Source organism: Methanosphaera sp. ISO3-F5 (genome assembly GCF_034480035.2).
In the GTDB taxonomy this organism is placed as follows: domain Archaea; phylum Methanobacteriota; class Methanobacteria; order Methanobacteriales; family Methanobacteriaceae; genus Methanosphaera.
Map to the genome: position 1 here is coordinate 828793 of NZ_CP118753.2, position 21208 is coordinate 850000.

Below are 21208 nucleotides of genomic sequence, written 5' to 3' on the forward strand. Positions count from 1 at the left end.
ACGAGGGGGAGGATTATTAGAATATCCATATAATTGTTGTTATTGCTGCAATTATGAATACTAGTGGTGCTAATAGTTTACTAACGCTGACTACGGAGGATATTGTTGTTACTAATTCGGTTGAGTTGTTTGGACCTAATGTTTTAATGTTTACTCTTGCTGTGGATGAGGCAACACTTACCTGTTCAAGGTCGTTTAATGCTTCTGGAATTAGGTCTAGTATTGCTTGTATTAATTTTTCTTCATGTTTAAATCCTACTGTTAATCCTCCACCGGATATTGTGTTTACCATGTGTGTATCTGTTGTCATGGTTTCCATCATATCTATTTCTGGGTATTTGTTTTTTATTGCTTCAAACATTTTTTCTCTGAAGCCTGTTTGCATATTGTTTCCATCAAATACGATGTATAACATTTTTTGATTGTTTACTTCTGTAATCATCAATTTTACTCCACTTTCACCGATTCCATCTTTAATAGGTATTTCGTCTAGTGGATTATATGCGTATCCCATTTTTATTGGATACATTTCTGGTTTTGTTATTTTATCTATTGCTTTTTCGATTTGGTATACTCTGTTATGTCCTGGAAGTAAGCGTTCATAGTTTCCGTTTAGGCAGTTATGACAATCTACTAGTACAACGTCTTTAATGTTTGTCATATACTTTGTTTGGTAGATCATGGATAATCCTACTCCATAATCTATGTCATCTCCAGGGTTTGGGGCGAATGTGCTTAGTAGTATGGCACCTTCATCAAAGAATTGTACTCCTATTTTTGCGTCATTAAATTGTACTCTCTGGAATTCTGTTGCTTTATCTGTGTATGTTAATTCTGGTAGTACATTGTTTATTGCATCTGTTATTTTGGATACTTCTTTTGATGCTACTGGATTAAAGTCATGTGTAGCTGCTCCATGGGCTACTATTGCAAAGTCTTCTAATTGGTTTGATAGGATGGTGGGCATGTTTCCTCCACCGATATTACCAACAGGTCCTGGGTGTATGCATGGTGATATAAAGTTTGCTTTTATTCCATTTTTTGTTTTGAAACTTATTAATGATACTATTGTGTCAATGTCTTCTCCCATTTCACTAAATACTTCTTCCATTGCTATTGATCCTTCAGTCACTTGTGCAATGAATAAACTTAGTAATTCCAGTCCACCTACTCCTAAGTTACTTTTTATTGGTGATTCTATCACAGATACAAAGGCGTATACTGCTATTGCCAGAACTAATGCTCCAATTATCGCCTTTAAGTATAATGAGTAAATATTTGCTGTTGTAGCGGCTGTTAAATTGTTGATTAGTACCCACATACTTATTGTTAGTATGGGTTGTATTGCTGAAATTATTACTCCTTGGAAGTATCTGATGTTTGATGTTGCCCATAGTACTAATGTTTCTATTGCGAAACCAAATAATAATCCTAGTAGTAAAGTGTTTGATGTAATGTCTATATGTATTATTAATGTTATTATTGCTCCTAACAGGTAAAAGAAACATGTTATAAGCATATACACGAATGCGAGGAACATTGCTTGTTTAAGTTTGACATGTCTTCCATTAAGTTTGTTTACTATTGAATGTATTAATCCTCCTGATGCTATGGTTGTCAGACCTAGTAGGAAGAAAGTTGTTGCAGCACCATCTAGGAATGAGTAAACAACTGAGTTCGTGCTTAATCCTGGTGTTAAACATTCAACAATTCCTCCAGTCAGTATACTGATGATTAATATTAGGAAAACAGATATTTTAGTTTTTGGAAGGGTTACCATATATTTTGTTAATCCAATTATTCTCTCTGATAATCCCATAGCCTACCTCCATGGATTTATATAAAATACTATATGTTATATATTATATTAAATTTAATGATTGTATTAAGTATTTAATTAATAAAAAACAGAAGTAATATATAGTAATTATATGGGGTATAATTTTGGAATATGAATTAAACACACCATTAAAAGATGTAGACATAAATAAATTAAAAGCAGGAGATACTGTTTATTTGACGGGTAAAATTTTCACTGCTCGTGATAGTGCACATAAAAGAATTATTGAATCTGGCGCGCCAATGGATCTGGAAGGCGTTGTATTGTTTCATGCAGGTCCTATTATACGTCAACAAGATGATGAGTATAAAATTGTTGCAGTAGGTCCTACCACTAGTATGCGTATGAACCCTTATGAGGCCGATGTTCTTGATATGGGTGTTAAAGCTGTTATTGGAAAGGGTGGAATGGATGAAAACACTCAAAAAGCTTTAGTTCGTAACAATGCAGTATTTTTAACAGCTGTTGGTGGTTGTGCTGCTTTATATGTCAGCAGTATTAATAATGTTGATTCTGTAGAATGGCTAGATTTAGGTATGCCTGAGGCTATTTGGCAGTTAGATGTTACTAGGTTTGGGCCATTAATTGTTACTATGGATTCGAATAATGAAAATCTATATAAAAAGAACAAAAAGGATGATTGATTTATGAGAAGCAAAGTGTTACTTCCTATAATTGGAGTATTATCTATTATTATTATTTCATTATTCTTCGTAATGTCTCCTACATTTATTACTAATAATGGTGATAGTAAACATTTTGAAGATAATGATTTGGCATTTGACATGACTAATAATTGGACAGTTTATGAGTATGATGATATAATTAAAACACCATTTTTATCATCTAGTCCGGATTCTATTATAATTAATCCTATTAGTAAATCTCAGTTTAGTTATTATGATGGTAATGTTGAAGAATTGCAGGATGATGTAATAAATACTAGTTCAACTAATCAGTTTGATGTTGCAATTGTTAAAACAGAAATTACCAAACATGATTCTTTACCTAAAGGAGTTACATTGGATGATGCTTATAAAGCTGATACATTATACTCTCTTATGAGTGGTAGTGGTAAATTTAATTTAGAAGAAACTAAAACATTAAATGTTAATGGTAAAAATGCCCGTCAATTTAAGTATACTGTTAGTTTAGTGACTTATCAGGATACTTGGATTGAAAATAATGGTCATTATTTTAGGGTTTTAAGTCAAGCACCTACTGACTTTTATGCTGATGCTCAGCCACAGTTTGATTATTTAATAAGTACGTTAGTCATTAAATAACCTTTTCTATTTTTAAATTTTTTTGTAAAAAAAAGTGTTTAATTAATTAGTTCATTGAACTAATTATTGATTTTATATTATTTTCAGTTGCACTGTCTGTATAAGCAGTTTTTATGTTAACAACATTCTTGTCTTTTTTGAACCAATACCTGAGTGTTGTATGTGTTCCATTTATTTCCTTAGCTGTTGTTTTTATAACTTTTTTGCCATTGTCTAATGTGAGATTTTGTATTGTGATATTGTAAGTTTTATTGTATTTGTTTTCATATTTTTTTATTGCTGCGTTAACGTTATTTGTATCCTGTGATATGATGTGTATTTTGTGAGTTCCATTACCGATGGTTAAAATATTATCAGATGATTTTTGAACTGTGTATCCTGTTGGAAGTTTTACTGCTTTTCCATCTATTGTTGATTTGTTTAATGGTGAATATGGACTTAACAAAAATATTCCCAGTACTAATGTTAGTATAACGATTATTGCTACATAATGTATACGTTTCAAGTTTCTTCCTCCCTTTGAGTTAATATTATTAGTTCTATTTTTAATTAGATATGTATTTGTCTACTAGGTAAGTTAATATGTTTCATTGGTTAATATATAATATTATAAAATATGATGAGAGAATAAAATGGATGAAAAGTTAGAACGTATTTTTATTAATTTTGCTGATTCTCATGAAGAATCTTTGAATGAGATGGGAATGACGAAGGAATCTTTTATTGAACAAGCTAGGTCTTGGTGTGAAACAGAGGAGGGTAAATTGGAGATTCAGAAGTTCATTCTTGAAAATGAGGTTCAAGATTTGGAGAAGGAGATTTCTGAAATTAAGAAGATAATTAATAAGAAGCGTGAGTCTATAGATGAGATTAATGAAGAGTTAAATAATTTATAGTGGTGATGTTTTATGGTTGAATTGTCTATTAAGAAGAAAGTGTCACGTAAGGATAATGATCCTAATGAGCCTATGTATGTTGAAATTCCTAGTGTTATTGTTGATGGTTATAGCTTGAAAGATGGTGATGAGGTAGAGTGGACTTATTTTATTAATTGTAAGAATCAGAAGAAAGTTACTTTAAAGTATGAGTATAAAGGTTTTTAACTTTTTTATTTGATTCAAATTTTCTTTTTTTTTAATAACTTTTTTTTAATCAGTATTATTTTCATAGTTTCCGAGTAATACAAATGTATTACTTTTTAGTAAATTCATTTATATATCTGTATTACAATAGTATTACTATACATTAAAAATATTTATATGGAGGTAATACTTTGGAACAAATAGAAAAAATCATGAGAGTTCTAGAAGGACTAAAAATGACCATAGTAGGTGGAATATTCCTATTAATCAGTTTATTCTTTGTCCTAACCGGAACAAAAATACCATATTACCTAGATCCTGCATGGGTAACAATAATAATCTGTGGAATACCACTAGTATACCTAGCACTAACCAGACTCATATACGAACACTGGGTATCATCAGCACTACTAATAGTAATGGCAATGGTAGCATCAATATATATAGGTGAAATATTCGCAGCAGGAGAAGTATGTTTCATCATGGCACTAGGAGCACTCCTAGAAGAATACACAGTAGAAAGATCAAAACGAGGACTAACAGACCTAATCAACCTAAAACCTGAACAAGGAAGATTACTAATAACAGAAAACGGAAAAACAATAGAAAAACAAGTAAATGCAAAAGATATTCAAAAAGATGCACTACTCAGAGTTTTACCTGGAGAAAAAATACCAGTAGACGGAGTAATAATAAGCGGAGACACATCAGTAGACCAATCAGTAATGACTGGAGAATCATTACCATTAGATAAAACCACAGGTGATGAAGTATTCTCAGGAACACTAAACTTACACGGAGCAATAGACATCCGAGCAACAAATGTAGGAGCAGATTCATCACTCGAAAAACTCATAAGACTAGTTCAAGAAGCAGATGAAAAACAAGCACCAACACAGAGAATAGCAGACAAATGGGCAACATGGTTAGTACCAGTAGCATTAGGAATAGCCATAGTAACATACGCATTAACAGGAAACCTGGAAAGAGCAGTAACAATACTAGTAGTATTCTGTCCATGCGCATTAATACTAGCAACACCAACAGCAATCATGGCAGCAATAGGACAAGCAACCAAACAGGGAGTACTCATCAAATCAGGGGAAGCCTTAGAAATAATGGGAAATGTAGATACAATAACCTTCGATAAAACAGGAACACTCACCTATGGAAACCTAGAAGTATCCGATATCATACCATTAGTAAACGATGTATCACAAGAAAAACTACAAGAACTAGTAACAATATCCGAAATAAAATCAGAACATCCAATAGGTAAAGCAATAGTAACTCATGCAAAAGAAGCAGGAAAAACATATAATGATCCTGATAAATTTGAAATGGTACCCGGTAAAGGAGTAAAAATAGAATATAACAATTCCATAATATTGTCTGGAACAACAAGATTCATGGAAGACAATAAAATCACAGTAACCGATAACTGTATAAAAGAATTAGACCTGCTAAGAAACGAAGGTAAAGCATCAATAGTAGTAGCACAAGATGATAGAATCATTGGAATAGTAGGTTTATCAGATGTATTAAGAGAAAATGCTTCCAAAGTCGTAAGTACATTACATGACGACTTAGAAACAAACGTTGAATTATTAACTGGTGATAACCATAAAGCAGCAAATTACTTTGCATCAAAAGTAGGAATAACAGATATTCACTCCGAATTATTACCTGAAAATAAAGTAGAAATAATCGAACAATTAAAAGGCGAAAAAAAGAAAGTGTGCATGGTTGGTGATGGAGTAAATGATGCACCAGCACTAAAAACAGCAGATGTTAGTGTTGCTATGGGTGGAATTGGTAGTGACATAGCAATTGAAGCAGCGGACATAGCACTTCTCGGTGACGATATTGAAAAATTACCATATCTTAAAAAATTATCAAATTCAACATTATTCACAATACATTTAAGTATAACAATATCCATGATCATTAACGCTATAGCAATTATATGTTCCGTTCTAGGATTATTAAATCCGATTACAGGAGCTTTAGTGCATAATATAGGTTCTTGTGCAGTAGTAATGCTCGCAGCATCACTTTATGATAGGGACTTTTCTAAATATGTTATAACAGCATAAACATTATATAACCTCCATATCTCCATACTTTTTTTTTAAGAATTATTTTTTTCTTTATAATAAAATTATTAATGAAAATCTATAAGATTAACAATTATTTTTAGTTAAGGATTATTTTTACATATGGAATATTTAATCATAAAGATTGTTTAAACTTTTTTTTTTAATAATTATTATGGAATGTTTTTATAAGATTAATAAATAAAATATTAATTACTTAACATATGAATGAAGATTATTCTGACTAAATTTTTAATAATTGGAAATTTTACTAATTTTTAGTCATTAATATAATGTTTTTTGCAGAATTGTGTTTATTGAAAAATAATTGACTAGAGCCTTGTGGTCAAGATTCTTTATTATTAAATGTGGAATTTGGTTAAACGGATATTTTATTCTTTTTAAAGTTATTTATGGGTTTATTATGAAAAAACAGGAAAATAAGGGTATATTTGATTATAGGTTACATTTAACAATTTTGTTTGTTTCAGTAATTTCATTATATGTTGGTATCGTAAATATTAACTTATTTTATGGAATAAGAATAGTTGTTCTGCCATTAATATTTTCTTTATTCTTAGCAATGATTTGTTATTTGTCAAAATCTTTTAAATGGATTGATAAAAAATCATCGGCTGTTTCTTCAAGGTTGTTATTGCTGCTTATTGGTCCTTTAATTGTAAAGCTTGCTATTGCTAGTGGTCAAAATATTGAAATGTTAATTAGTGTGGGGCCTATATTGTTACTTGAGGAATTGGGTGATATTGGTACTATATTGTTTGGACTTCCTGTTGCATTATTGTTGGGTTTTAAGCGTGAAGCTATTGGTATGACCAGTTCTATTTGTCGTGAGCCTCAAATGGTTGTTCTTATAGATAAGTATGGTTTTGATTCTAGTGAGGTTAAAGGTTTTTTCACGGTTTACTTGATTGGAATTATTTTTGGAACATTGTTAATTAGTTTAATTGTTAATTTCCTGGTTTATGTTCTGCCATTACATCCTTATAGTTTTGCTCTTGCTTCAGGGATTGGGAGTACAAGTATGAGTGTTGCAGCAGTTTCATCTTTAACTGCTATTTATCCTTCATTAACTGATAAATTGTTGGCATTTAGTGGTATATCAAACTTAATTTCAGTAGTGTTCAGTATATATGTCTACATGTTTATTTCATTACCATTAACTGAGTGGCTATATAATAAATTTGAACACTATTTTAATTAAAGAATAATACAACACTACTCAAATAATTTATCATATATTTTATTATTTTTTATCTTCAAAATTTTTTACAATAACACTTTTCAATAAATTAACAAAATAAAAAAATTGTCATGATTTTTCATTAAAAATTTTATTAACTAACAAAAACATAGTAACAATTATATAAAGAAACTTTTTAGGAGTAAAGAAAACATGAGTGATTTAATAATTCAAAAATCAACAGATTTAATCGAAAAACTAAGACAAGAAAGTACACTAACCCACTGCATAACAAATGTAGTAACAGTCAAAGACTGTGCAAACGCAGTACTAGCCGTGGGCGGATCACCAATAATGGCAAATGCTCCTGAAGAAGCAGAAGAAATAACCAGCATAGCAAGTTCACTAGTAATAAACATAGGAACATTAACAACAGAACAAATACAAACAATGAAAAAATCAGCAAAAACAGCAACCAAACAACAAAAACCATTCATACTAGACCCAGTAGGAGTCGGAATAAGTAAAATAAGAAATGAAACACCAATAGAAATAATAAAAGAATCAAAACCAACAATAATCAGAGGAAACCTATCAGAAATAAAGGCAATAGCAATGTTCTATGACATACTCGAAGAATGCACAACAGCCAAAGGAGTAGATGTAGCAGACACAGACATCATAAACGAAAAAACACTAAAAACCAATGCACAAATAGTAAAAAACATAGCTGAAAAACTAAACACAACCATAGCAGTATCAGGACCAATAGACATAATATCCGATGGAAAAGAAGTATATGCAATAAACAATGGTGATGCAATGATGGCAAACATCACAGGAACAGGATGCATGCTAGGATGCATAATGGGAGCATACACAGCCGTAGGTGATGGACTTACAGCAGCAATAACAGCAACAACAGTAATGGCAATAGCAGGAGAACTAGCAGCACAAAAAACAATGGAAACAAATACTGGAACAGGATCATTCGGAATATACTTAATCGATGAATTATCCAAAATAAACAAAGAAACATTCACAAAATATGCAAACATCCAAAAATTATAGGGTGGATAATATGAAAGAATATGGATTATATTTGGTAACAGACCAATTTGACCTAACAGAACAACAATTCTTACATGTAATAGAACAAGCAATAATAGGTGGAACATCCATCATACAAATACGTGAAAAAACCAGCACAACAAAAGACTTCTATGAACTAGCAAAAAAATGTAAAAAAATCACAGATAGTTATGACGTACCTCTAATAATAAATGACAGGATAGATGTAGCACAGGCTGTAGATGCTGCGGGAGTACATTTAGGTCAAGATGATATGCCATGTAGGATAGCAAGAAAAATATTAGGTCCGGACAAAACAATAGGAATAAGTGCATACACATACAAAGAAGCATTAAAAGCACAAAATGATGGTGCAGACTATCTTGGGGTAGGAGCTATAAAGGCAACATCAACCAAGAAAGATGCAAACATAGCTACACCCGAAGAATTAATTAAAATCAAGGAAAAAATTGAAATTCCAACGGTTGCAATAGGTGGAGTAGACAAGTCCAATGCACATAAATTAGTTACTGAGTATGGTTTTGATGGAATAGCTGTTGTGTCTGCAATAATGAAGAGTAACAATCCTCGTAAAGCGTCAATAAAACTTGTGAATGAGTTAAATAGATAACTTCAATGTTACTATTATTTTTTTAGAAGAATTATTGGAATGTATTATAATTTTTTCAATTGTAATATTTCGTTTCTTTTTATTTTTTTAGTAATTTTGTCCATTCTGGATGATTGTCAACAAATTCTTTTAGTATCAGTTCTAGTCCTATTGCAAATCCATTGTCTTCATCATACCAATTTTTTTCTTTTCTTGTATTGATGTATAATATGGAATATGCCTTCATTTTATAGTTTTCATACATTACTGCTTGTGGATATTTTTGATTGTATTCTGTTGGATCTATTTCTAGTATGTAAGCTAATTTTGTTGGGTATGGTTGGGGACTTTTTTGTAGTTCTTCTCTTATTTTTTGTGCGTATTGTCTGTTTATTCTTATTTTTCCGCTGAAATTTCCTGGTTGTTGTTCGTACCATTGGAGGTATTTTAGCATTTTTTCCTGTTCTTTTTCCAGTATTTTGTTAATTTCTTTTGTTGTTTTCAACGGTTTATCTCCTGTTGGTGTTTTTATAAAAAAAAGGGTTTTTTTGGTGGGTGGTGATATTTTTTTTGGGTTATTCGTCGGTTATGATTATGTTTTTGTATTGTGGGAATTCTTCTATGAAGTCGAATATTTCTTTGTCTAGAAATTCTTCGTATCGGCCTATTGGGTCTGAGTCGGGGTTTGCGTATTTGAATTGTAGTTCGTTTCTTTTTGCGTAGCTTTTTTGTAGTCTTTCTTTTGTTTTTGGGTCGAAGTTGTTGAATTTTGTTGGTCTGTCGTGGTCGTGTCCTATGTATGCTAATCCGATTGCATTGAATCTGTAGGGCATGATTGTTCCTGCGTTTAGTGCTACTTCGTACATTTCGAAGTATTTTTCTGTTATGTATTCATAGTTTAGGGTTACTTTTGATTCTTTTATGTGTTTATCTACTTCTTTTAGGTTGTTTATGTAGGTTATATCCCATTCTTTTTCGTTTATCATTTGTTTTTCACTCTCTATTTATCTTTCTTCACAATGTTATATATGTTTATTAATATAAATACATTGTTAATAAATAATCATTCACTCAAATTTTCATCAAAAAAAGTAAAATTTAATAAATTAAAAAAGATAATTTGAAAAGAATATTTATTCAAATTAATCTTCAACATAAACAGTTAACTTATCTGACTTACTGCTAATTGATATAAATAAGTCTAGTAATGTGTTAGTCATACAACCTGTATTAATGATATGTATCTCAGTTTCTTCTTCCAGGTTTTCTAGAAATTCTTCTAGTTTTTCATAACTACTATCATAATCCGGTAATTCTAGCACGTCCTGCAGGTAGTACTTAGGATCTTTTCTAATTATTTTTCCATTAATTTCTATTAATTTCATGGCGTATCATTCATCACATATAAAGTATAAGAAGGTATTTTCTAATGATGCATCAAAGAATGTGTCTATGAGGTCTTGGTTTACATATTCACTATTTATCAGTTCTATTTCTGTTTCGACTCCAATTTCTGTCAGGCAATCATATAATGCATCAAGGTTTCTACCATAGTAATCTGGAAATTCCAGTATTTCTTTTAGGTAGTCATGTTTTTTTTCTTTAATTATTTTACCATCGAGGATTATGTGTTTCAATGTGTTGTCTCCTATATTTCTTTGAATGTTTCGTAATGGTCTTCTGTGTAGTAAACTTTGTAGTCCTGGGTGGAGTATACTATTCTTTTTGCTCCTCTGCTTGTTCCATTTGCATCTATGTCACATTCAATATATTTGCTTTCTATATGTGGTAGGATTCCTTGTCGGTTTGTGAACACATCTCCTCCTATGCTTTTTCCTGGAGCGTAACTTTTAAGTGGTCCTCCTTTCCATCCTAGGCTTTGTGCTTCTTTTTTGGTTATATAATTACTTGGTAGTTTATGGTATTGTTTTATGTATGCTGCTACCTCGTCGGCTGTTATGTATTCTCCACTTTCTATTACAGTTGTGTTATTTGTACTGTTTAGTGTGGTGTCTGTATTGTTTGAATCGGATAATGCTCCTGTTCCAAATAATCCTCCGAGGAGTGCTATTATTATAATTATTATAGCGGATATTATTTTATTATCCATTTTTTCCACCTCATTTTTTTTTGGTTATGTGAAGGGTTTTCGGCATATCTTTTTGTGTATGTTGGATTTTGTGGGTGGGTGTGGCTTGTTGTGATAGTTTGTTATTTGGTGGGATGCTGTTTTTTTTTTGTTGGTATTATATTGAATTATTTTTTTTGTTTTAGTATTCGTTGTGGTGTGTTTTTTTACTTTTTGTCTTTATTGAATATTGCCGTTTTTCATGTTATATTATTTGTTTTTTGGTGGTTTTATCTTTTTTTGATTATGTTTTTGTTTATATTTTTTTATTATTTTTTTTTATTTATTGCATATTTTATTACTTTTATTGTTAATTGTATGATACTTTTATATATTATTTTGTTCAATATTTAATTGTAATAAGAAAATACCATAAAAGTATTACTTCTTATTATTAACTAGAAAAACTAAAGAGGAATCCACATGAACAAAAACAATAAAAAACTATTCATAATAACAACACTAGTATTTCTTTTAGTTGGACTAAACACAATAACAGCAAACGAAATAAACGAAAACCAAACAACAAACATACAAGAAAAAACAACACAAGAAATAAACACAGAAATAACAACAAACACACAAAAACAACACAACCACCAACAAGAAAACAAGAAACAAATACACAAAACAAAACAAAACACAAAACAAGACACCCCTAAAATAACAACAAACCTGGAAATCAAATTCCAAAACAACCCAGAAGACGAAATATATAAAACAACACACATAAACGAAGAATACATAATAGACATCTCACTTACAAAAGATCCAGACCAAACACCACTACCAGCAACAATACAACTATACCTACAACAAGACACACAACCCTTAAACATAACCCTAAACCAATCAGGACAAACACAACAAAAATACACAGCACAAACACCCGGAACATACGAAATACATGCAGAATATCAAGGAAACAACGAATACGAAAACACAATAAGTAACACCCTAATACTAAGCATAGAACAATACACTCCAACAATCACAACCAACACAATAGAAAACACATGCTACAACTCAACAATCACAATCAACGGAACACTAACCCTAGAAGACACACCAATGATAAACAAAAACATAGAACTATCATTCAACAACAACCACATAACCACACTAAAAACAGATACCCACGGCCAATTCACATACACATTAAACCTCGAAAACGTACCAATACAAAATAAAGCACTAATCCTCCTAGAATACACTAGTGACAACATAACACATACAGACGCATACCAAGAAACAAGTTTTGACATAGAAAAAATCAAAAACAACATACAAACAAACAAAATAGAAAATACCATAGTACTAAACAACATAAACATAAACGGAAAAGTAACAAGCGAAAACAACAAAACATACACACAAACATTAACAGCAATAATAACAAACACAGACACAAATACACAAGTATACAATAACACAATATCCATACCCAAAGGAACATACTCCATAAACTATACTCCAATAACAAGTGGAAACTACACAGTAAAACTAATAACACCCGAAGACGAATATTACCTAAACAGCACAAATCATACAGAATTCACAGTAGAAAAAGCAACACCCACACTAATACTAGAAGATGCATATCACATAACAGTACAAGAAAACATATCAATAACAGGAAAACTAATAACAGAATATCAAAAACCACTAACACACACAAACATAACCATCTCAACACAAAATCAAACAATAACAACACTCACAACAGACGAAAACGGAATGTTCAACTTTACAAACTACATATTCAATGAAAGCATAGAAGACGAATATCTGAAAATATACTTTGACGTCACTAATAACACCAACTGTAACAACATACATAACGAAACAAAACTTTATATAAATAGAAGAAATACAAATATAACCCTCAACACAGAGACACATATAAAAATAAACGGAACTCTACACATAAAAGGACAAATAAAAGATGCAAAGAACCAATCAATAAAACCCCTGGGAACAATCACAGCATACATAGAAGATAACATAATAAAAGAAAATATACAAATAACAAATGGAGAATACGAAACAACCATAAACATCAAAGAAAATTACATAGGAAAAGACAAAATCAGCATAAAAACAGTATTCATACCAGAAAACCCCCTAGTATACAGCACAGAAAATTATGCAAAACAAACAATCACACACCAACCACTAAACACACAACTAACAATACAAGTCAATAATTCCCATGTGGACACTAAAGTGAATATAAGCATAACCCTAGAAGATGAAAACAAAAACAAGTTAGATAAAACAGTAAAAATCACAGTAACCGACCAAGAAAACAACAAAATCCTCGACAAAACATTAACATTAAACAATGGAAAAAACAACACATCATTCACGCCAAACAAGGAAGGAATATACAATATTATCACAGAATATGCAGGCGAACCAAATATCTACACACAAACAACAGCATCCAAGGAAATCATTGCTACTAAAACAGACACAAAACTAGTAACCAGTACACCAAACAGATCATACGTGAATGACACAATCAAAATCACAGGAAAACTAGTGGATGAAAACAATCAAACAATAACCAACACGAAACTCAATATACTCATAAAATCAGCAAATACAAACACGTCCGACATTATACAAACAAGAGCAACAGGAAGCTACGAATACGAATTCAAACCACAAGAAACACAACAATACAATATCACAATAATATTCAATGGAACATATAAATACAATCAATCCCAATCACACATCACAATAACACCAATTAAACACAGTACACACACCACAATAACAAAGATTAACACATCAAAATATAATTCAACCATAACCATAACAGGACAAGTACTTGATAACGAAAATAACCACACAGTCAATGGAACAGTAACAATAATACTAAACGACAATATAATCACTACAATAGCATTAATAAACGGACAATACAAAACAACACACACAATAAAAACAATACAAGACAATAAACTACAAATAAAATTCAATGAAAACAATGTATACACACAATCAAACAAAACAATAAACTTTGAAACAACACCATTAACAACAAAAATCACAGCAAACAAGATACCAAGCACAGAAATAAATGAAACAATAACAATCAATGGAAGAGTCACTGATGAAAACAATAAAGATGTAGATGGAAAAGTACAAATATACATCAACAATCAAAGCACTATCAGGGAACTGAAATTAAACAATTCCACATACCAATTCACATACCAAACAGTTAAAATGGGACAGAACACGCTGAACATAATATTCACACCAGACACAAACATATACACAACCACAGGAATTAACACGACATTCAATGTAATCCGAACAAACCTTCAATTATCAAACATGGAAAAACAAGCCGATAAAAAAGATGATACAATCACAATAATTGGTAAACTAGTAAACAATAACAATATTCCAACAAACAATATAAAAGTCAACATAATATGCAACAATAAAACATATACTCAAACAACAAATAATGACGGAATTTTCACTATAAAAACAGACAGGTTACAGCCAGGTAATTACTCAGTACTGTTAACAGTAAAGCAAACAGATTACTTTAACGAGTACGATCAAGATATGGGAAATGTGATTATAGAAAAGAAAACACCAGTCATAAATCTGGACAATATAGAAAACACAACATATTCCAAACAACTAATCATAACCGGAAACCTAACAGACAATTATAACAGGCCACTCACAAAACAAAACATAATAATCAAAACAGATAACACGGAATACAAGACAATAACTGATGATAATGGAAAATATAATATAACAATAGAAAACTTCCAAGCAGGAATAAACAATTTAACCATAATCGTACCGGAAACCGTGAACACTAAACAAAGCAGTTTAAACAAAACATTCAAAGCAGAAAAAGAAGATGCGAAGATAATACTAGACCTTCCAGAACAGGTAGTGCCTGGTCAAACATTATCTATTCAGGGAAAACTAGTTAACATAGAAAACCAGCACATACCCTACAGGACTGTTAACATCACAGTAAATAACCAAACATTCAATGCAGTAACCGATGCTATGGGCAGATTCATAAAAAACATAACCAATATTAATATGGGAAAATATGATATAAATGTGATATTCGAAGATTCTAACTATAATACGATTATTGCTCATAAAACTATTAATAGTAACAAAGTAGATGTACAGGTAAGCGTGGATAACATAGTAGCACGAGTTGGAGAAAACATAAAATTTCAGGCAAAGGTACATGATAAGTATGGAAATCCTGTTTATGGAGGAAACCTTGTATTTAAACTAAACGGTAGAACATTAAGAAGTGACGGCAGATTTGACACCAACAATAGTTCTGTTATAAAGTTCAGTGTTAAAAACGGATTAGTGGAATACATATTAACTGCAGATTTATATCTTAGGAATGGAAAAAATATCACGGCCAGTTATAGTGGATCATATAAGTATAATAGTGCAAAATCAAATATTGCAGTTGCAAACATACAACTAAGATATGCCAGTATTAAAGTAACAACAAACACAGGTAAAGTAAAACATCATGAAATCATTACTTTCACTGCCAGAGTAAAAGATACAACACCAAAATCTAATAAAAACTTATTAAATAATGATGCTCGCATATTTTTTAAAATAAATGGTGTAACAATCAAAGACAAAAATGGGCAAATAATTAAAACAAAAATAAAAAACAATACTTCAACATTAAAATATAATATTACAACAATGGCAGGCATAACTAAAAGCAATACGCTAAGAAATTATGTTGTCACAGCTGTATATGATACACCATATTATTATCCTGTAAACAATAAAAACACGACAAGATTCAATGTTGAAAGGTCTCCTGTAAATATTAATATACTAGAAGCAAGAGTGAATAAGGTATTAGTGTTGAGGGGTAATTTAACAGATTATCTGGGGTACCGGCTCGTTGGCAAAAGTAAAATATGTATAAAGATTAATGGAGTTACTTACAAGGAAAATAATTCCACTAAGTATTATACTATTAAAAATGGTGTGATAAACATAGATAACATAAATGTTAAAAATGTGAAGGTTAAAAGCTTAGAAATTGTTACCGGACAAAGACTCGCATATCTTGCAGCTAGAAAAAAAATATCTAAGATAACAAGTTAACCCCCCCACTTTGATACAAAGAAAACCAGTATATTCTCATTCCTTTCTTCATTTTTCTTTTTTTCCCATCACAAGGCATGAAATAAACATGGACACACTACCATTATAGAAGATAATCATCCCCAGCATATAAAAGAAGAATTCATATTACTGAAAAAATTCTATTAACAATAATGGTATACCCTTATTTTTCCACCCTCATTAATTAATACTAATTCCAAATATATTTAAGTAATTATTTATACAATAAATAAATTATTGAATAAAAAATTTTAATTGATAAAATGGAGGTGGATGTTATTAATAAAAGATTTAACTTTTTATTTATTTTATTAATAATATTACTATTTGCTTCTGTTGTATCAGCAAGTTCTGATAATATTGCAAATAGTACAAGTGACGATAAAATAATTAAAAATGATAATTCTATTGAAGATAATATTCAAGAAAAAACTATTAATAAACAATCAAATGTATTAAATAAGACAAAAGAAGCTCAAACAAGCAATAAACATAAAACAACTACCTCACTAAGAACATACACTAATGGTAGTCATATAATAATGAATTCTACTGTAAAATCAAGTATAAAAGTAAATGAAGGTCATGTAATCTTTAAACTTGATGGTGTAACACTAAAAAACAAGGGAAACAATATTAAAGTAAATGTTGTAAATTCCCGGGCAGTGCTAGCAGTATCAGTATCTGAATATAAAGCATTATACTCTAAATCAGAAGCAGTATATTCAGGAAGTGACAACTTTGTTAATTCAAGAAAACAAATAAGAAACACAGAATTATTCACACATAATACCACAACATCTTTAAGAACATATTCTAATGCAACACACATAATCATGGATGCAACAATAAATTCAGATATTCCCGTTTATAACGGTTATGTAATATACAAACTGAACAAAAAAACCCTAAAAAATAAAAATGACAACACAATAAAGGTAGATGTACGAGATTCAAAAGCAGTCTTAGCTTTACCAATATCCGAGCATAGAAGAGTATATTCTAATGCTGAAGCAGTTTATTCAGGAAGTGCATTATACTCTAAATCAAGAACATTAAACGATAACACACTTAACTTTAAACTCAACCCAAGAATATCCGTGACTGCTAATCAATCATCCTATTACCCTGGAGAAAATATAGGCCTGAAAATAACAATACTTTCCGATGAAACAAATAATTTCAATAATGGTAAAGTTGCTATTAAAGTAAACGGTGTAACACTCAAAGATGAAAATAAGAAAAGCATAGTGTACAGGATAAAAGGTGATAGTGTTGATGTATCAGTTCCTGTTCCAAAAGGATTGAAATATAATCATATGAATATCACAGTATTGTCTGAAGGTAGTAATTATAATGATGTAAAATCAGTTAATAAAATTAATTTAAACCCATTAGACACTAAAATAGTGGTTGACAATTATGTTATAGATAATAATAATGATTTCATAATTAATGCAAATATAAAAGATAAATATGGTTATAATGTTATTGGTAAAAGATTCATGGACTTCCTAGTGGATGGTAATAAGGTCAGAATCAACGGCAAATCCAAAGTATATGTCATTATGAACGGTAAAGTAGATTTACAAGTTCCCTTAGATCAGTATAAAAAAGGTTCACATACAATACAGTTAAGACTTAGATCAGATAGTGCATATGCGTCAAGTTCAAGCACACTATACACTATTAATCTCAGAGAAAAATATGATTCAAACATAATCATAGACACTCCACAAAAAGCTAAAGCAGATTCTCAAACAAAACTAAGAATTTATGTAACATATGATGATCAGTCAATACCTAAAACAGTCAATGATGGAAACATAGTTCTTAAAATTAATGGTCAGTCATTATCATCAAAAGTAACATATGGAAAGGCAATAATCTCATACAAACTCCCAAGTAAAACAGGAGAATATACTATAACTGCTAAATATGAAGGAACTGGTGATTTAAAAGACTCATCATCTAATAAGGTTATAACAGTAACTTCTGGAAGCATATCTTCATCAGAATCAGCAATACTAGGAAATAAAGATCCTAAAAATGAAAGAATATCCTTTACTAATGGTATACCTAACTTAGTTTACATGACAAACTATGTCTGGGCAGATGAAGATGCAACATATACCTTAACAAAAAGTCAGTTAGAAGAAGTATTTAAACAGGATTCCTATTCACTATACTTAAATGGCCACGTATCAAAGTATGTTGCATTCAAAACAGCAAATGAAAGCGATGTATACCATGTTTTAAAACGAGAAAAATGGAACGTAATTGAGAAAGCAGCTAATAAAGTAAGAGTAAGTAGCAGTAAAGGAACTTTACCAAACACTTTGACCGTGAACTTAAAAGGAAAACGGTATACCTATGGTGAAGCAAGAGCAATACAAAGCACAGAATATACATGTGGACCAACAGCTGCAAGTGTATGTACACAGACACTACGAAACTATGTTAACGAACACACATTAGCAACAGAATTCCATACATATGATTATCGTGGAACTTATGCAAGCTACATTGATGGTGCAATGCGAAAACATAACATGAAAGCAGTATACTACTATAAGAATAACTTTGACAGTGCATTAACCAAGGTAGCAAATGGAGGATATACCTTCATATTCTATGGTGTAAACCATTACGTTTCAATACTTGATGTAAGTAAGGATAAGTCAAAAGTATTAGTGTCCAATTCATATGGAAACTATGATATGGGTGGAGGAAAAATCCCTAATGGTTGGGTAACATTATCCTACATGAAAAGCAGATTCTCTTCCGATTCATTTGCCGGATTACTTGTATCACTTGATTATTCATTATCATCAAGTACAAAAACAATAGTAAACAATTTATACAACAACTTTGGAAGCAATTGGAACAGACAAAACACAAACGAAGAATTAAATGTATAAATTCTTCATATTACCTTTTTTTGGGAAAATATTTTAATATTTTAGTTAAATTTAATTTTTTGGCAGTAGTAATGCTCTTTTTTCCTTGTTTTATTGTGATTAAAAATAATCCACAATAACTTAAATTTAGGCATAACTAAATATTTAATAATATTAAAAAACAAAACATAAAACAAATAAATCATAAGAGGAAAAAAAATTTGGAAACAATAAACATAATCATTGGATTCATAACAATGATAATATTCATATATGCCCTAATAATAATACCACGATCACTAGGCGAACTAAAAGGAATATACATGGAAACACCAGACCCATTCTTCGGAAAATTCGAACTAGACTGCAAATGGACACACGGACCAACATACTCCATAGGAATAATATCCTACATAGTAATCATGCCAATAATAGTACTAATATGGGAACAAACAATGAACAAACTAGGAATAATCCCAGCAACAATAATCATAGCACTAATACTAATCCCATTCAAACTATACTACAACAAACAAAAACCAATCAACGAAGAAAAAGCATACAAAAAAAACATAGAAGACGGATACATAAAACCAACAGACCCAAAACCAAAAACAGAAGGAATAATAACAAAAATAATCAAAAAATAACCCCCCCCCAACCTATCATACTAATTATACAACACACATTTTCACCACACAGAACAATCAACCAATTTTTCACAAACAATCAAAACCAAAAGAAAACTATTAATAAACATAAAAAATAAAAAAAAGACATACTCACAAAACAACTATAGGAAGAAAAAGAATGAAAAAAATAGATAAACAAAAACTAAAAGAAACAAGCAAAATCATACAAAAACTACGTAACAACTGTCCACTAACACACTGCATAACAAACTACGTAACAATAAACGATTGTGCCAACGCAGTACTAGCAATAGGAGCATCACCAGCAATGGCAAACGAAGAACCAGAAATGACCGAATTCGTAAACATAGCCGGCTCAACAATAATCAACATCGGAACACTACTAGACAACCAAATCGAAGCAATGAGAAAAGCAGCACAAGAATGCAAAAAAACAGGAACACCACTCACACTAGACCCAGTAGCAGTAGGAGTATCAAAACTAAGAAATGACTTCACAAAAGAAATCATAGACAACACAAACATAACAGTAATAAGAGGAAACATGTCCGAAATAAAAGCAATAGGAAAACTATACAACATACTCCAAGAAACAACAACAGCCAAAGGAGTAGACGTAGCCGAAACAGACATAATCACAGAAGACAATATAAAAACAAACGCAGAAATAATAAAACAAATAGCCAAAAAACTAAACACAACAATAGCAGTATCAGGAAAAATAGACATAATCACAGATGGAACAAACACATACCTCATAGACAATGGTGAACAAATAATGTCAAAAATAACAGGAAGTGGATGCATGCTAACCTGTATAATAGGAGCATTCACAGCAGTTACAACACCATTAGAAGCAGCATTAATCGGAACATTATCCATGACAATAGCAGGAGAACTAGCATATAAAACAGTACAACACAACAAACAAGGATCTGGATCATTCAGAACATACCTAATAGATGAATTATATAATATGAATGAAGAAAAAATAACAAAATATGGAAAATTATACAAAAACTAATAAAGGTGAAAAATAATGATAACAGCAGACTTTGCAATTGTACCTGTAGGAACCCAAGACACAGAATGTAAAGAATATGTTAAAAATGCAGTTCAAGAAATTAAAAAATCAGGATTAACATACCAATTAACAGGAATGAGTACTC

Annotated in this window: 20 protein-coding genes (1 of these 20 cut by a window edge); 13 read left to right on the plus strand and 7 right to left on the minus strand. The window is 30.8% G+C overall.

What is annotated here, in order from left to right; genetic code table 11:
* Nucleotides 1-16 precede the first annotated feature (16 nt).
* Nucleotides 17-1819 (minus strand): DUF2070 family protein, encoded by a 1803-nt coding sequence (locus PXD04_RS15390; protein ID WP_323735706.1) that lies wholly within the window; start codon nt 1817-1819, stop codon nt 17-19.
* Between the two features lie 125 nt (nt 1820-1944).
* On the opposite strand from PXD04_RS15390, the gene PXD04_RS15395 reads away from it, so the two are divergent.
* The gene (locus PXD04_RS15395) at nt 1945-2484 is read left to right on the plus strand and encodes a FumA C-terminus/TtdB family hydratase beta subunit (protein WP_323735707.1); all 540 of its coding nucleotides are present in this window, start codon (nt 1945-1947) and stop codon (nt 2482-2484) included.
* A gap of 3 nt (nt 2485-2487) precedes the next feature.
* A complete protein-coding gene (locus PXD04_RS15400) occupies nt 2488-3126 on the plus strand; it encodes a hypothetical protein (protein WP_323735708.1) in 639 nt (212 codons plus the stop codon).
* A 46-nt stretch (nt 3127-3172) separates the two neighbouring features.
* Here the strand turns inward: PXD04_RS15400 and PXD04_RS15405 are convergent, their stop codons facing one another.
* Nucleotides 3173-3631 carry a hypothetical protein gene (locus tag PXD04_RS15405; RefSeq protein ID WP_323735709.1) on the minus strand — a complete coding sequence of 153 codons (459 nt, stop codon included), beginning with the start codon at nt 3629-3631 and terminating at the stop codon, nt 3173-3175.
* 199 nt (nt 3632-3830) lie between these two features.
* Between PXD04_RS15405 and PXD04_RS15410 the strand changes: the two genes are divergently transcribed.
* The 6 genes from PXD04_RS15410 to thiE all read left to right on the plus strand — a co-directional run bounded on the left by PXD04_RS15410 (nt 3831) and on the right by thiE (nt 9207).
* Nucleotides 3831-4022 carry a hypothetical protein gene (locus PXD04_RS15410; protein WP_323735710.1) on the plus strand — a complete coding sequence of 64 codons (192 nt, stop codon included), beginning with the start codon at nt 3831-3833 and terminating at the stop codon, nt 4020-4022.
* A gap of 12 nt (nt 4023-4034) precedes the next feature.
* Nucleotides 4035-4229: a hypothetical protein gene (locus PXD04_RS15415; RefSeq protein ID WP_323735711.1), complete on the plus strand. Its 195-nt coding sequence runs from the start codon at nt 4035-4037 to the stop codon at nt 4227-4229.
* A gap of 170 nt (nt 4230-4399) precedes the next feature.
* Nucleotides 4400-6304, plus strand: coding sequence for a cation-translocating P-type ATPase (locus PXD04_RS15420; protein ID WP_323735712.1), 1905 nt, complete (start codon nt 4400-4402; stop codon nt 6302-6304).
* Nucleotides 6305-6728: 424 nt separating this feature from the next.
* Entirely contained in the window at nt 6729-7526 is a 798-nt protein-coding gene (locus tag PXD04_RS15425) for a DUF3100 domain-containing protein (RefSeq protein ID WP_323735713.1), read from the plus strand.
* Nucleotides 7527-7718: 192 nt separating this feature from the next.
* Nucleotides 7719-8576, plus strand: a complete 858-nt coding sequence (thiM, locus tag PXD04_RS15430) for a hydroxyethylthiazole kinase (protein WP_323735714.1) — start codon at nt 7719-7721, stop codon at nt 8574-8576.
* A 10-nt stretch (nt 8577-8586) separates the two neighbouring features.
* On the plus strand, nt 8587-9207 hold the full coding sequence (gene thiE / locus PXD04_RS15435; RefSeq protein WP_323735715.1) for a thiamine phosphate synthase: 621 nt from the start codon (nt 8587-8589) through the stop codon (nt 9205-9207).
* Between the two features lie 79 nt (nt 9208-9286).
* On the opposite strand, the gene PXD04_RS15440 is transcribed toward thiE, so the two are convergent.
* The 5 genes from PXD04_RS15440 to PXD04_RS15460 form a co-directional block, all read right to left on the minus strand.
* Nucleotides 9287-9691 carry a hypothetical protein gene (locus PXD04_RS15440; protein ID WP_323735716.1) on the minus strand — a complete coding sequence of 135 codons (405 nt, stop codon included), beginning with the start codon at nt 9689-9691 and terminating at the stop codon, nt 9287-9289.
* Between the two features lie 70 nt (nt 9692-9761).
* A complete protein-coding gene (locus PXD04_RS15445) occupies nt 9762-10172 on the minus strand; it encodes a hypothetical protein (RefSeq protein WP_323735717.1) in 411 nt (136 codons plus the stop codon).
* 156 nt (nt 10173-10328) lie between these two features.
* On the minus strand, nt 10329-10571 hold the full coding sequence (locus tag PXD04_RS15450; RefSeq protein ID WP_323735718.1) for a hypothetical protein: 243 nt from the start codon (nt 10569-10571) through the stop codon (nt 10329-10331).
* 6 nt (nt 10572-10577) lie between these two features.
* Nucleotides 10578-10823, minus strand: coding sequence for a barstar family protein (locus tag PXD04_RS15455; protein WP_323735719.1), 246 nt, complete (start codon nt 10821-10823; stop codon nt 10578-10580).
* Nucleotides 10824-10834: 11 nt separating this feature from the next.
* Nucleotides 10835-11296: a ribonuclease domain-containing protein gene (locus PXD04_RS15460; protein WP_323735720.1), complete on the minus strand. Its 462-nt coding sequence runs from the start codon at nt 11294-11296 to the stop codon at nt 10835-10837.
* Between the two features lie 441 nt (nt 11297-11737).
* On the opposite strand from PXD04_RS15460, the gene PXD04_RS15465 reads away from it, so the two are divergent.
* From PXD04_RS15465 to PXD04_RS15485, 5 genes are all read left to right on the plus strand, one after another.
* A complete protein-coding gene (locus tag PXD04_RS15465; protein WP_323735721.1) occupies nt 11738-16465 on the plus strand; it encodes a hypothetical protein in 4728 nt (1575 codons plus the stop codon).
* 290 nt (nt 16466-16755) lie between these two features.
* Nucleotides 16756-19407, plus strand: a complete 2652-nt coding sequence (locus tag PXD04_RS15470) for an Ig-like domain repeat protein (RefSeq protein ID WP_323735722.1) — start codon at nt 16756-16758, stop codon at nt 19405-19407.
* A 200-nt stretch (nt 19408-19607) separates the two neighbouring features.
* Nucleotides 19608-20036 carry a hypothetical protein gene (locus tag PXD04_RS15475; RefSeq protein WP_323735723.1) on the plus strand — a complete coding sequence of 143 codons (429 nt, stop codon included), beginning with the start codon at nt 19608-19610 and terminating at the stop codon, nt 20034-20036.
* A gap of 160 nt (nt 20037-20196) precedes the next feature.
* Entirely contained in the window at nt 20197-21063 is an 867-nt protein-coding gene (gene thiM / locus PXD04_RS15480; protein WP_323735724.1) for a hydroxyethylthiazole kinase, read from the plus strand.
* A gap of 15 nt (nt 21064-21078) precedes the next feature.
* Nucleotides 21079-21208, plus strand: the start of a protein-coding gene (locus tag PXD04_RS15485) for an MTH1187 family thiamine-binding protein (protein WP_323735725.1). 176 nt of this gene lie beyond the right edge of the window; the window shows 130 of its 306 coding nt (coding positions 1-130); it begins with the start codon at nt 21079-21081; its stop codon lies off the right edge, out of view.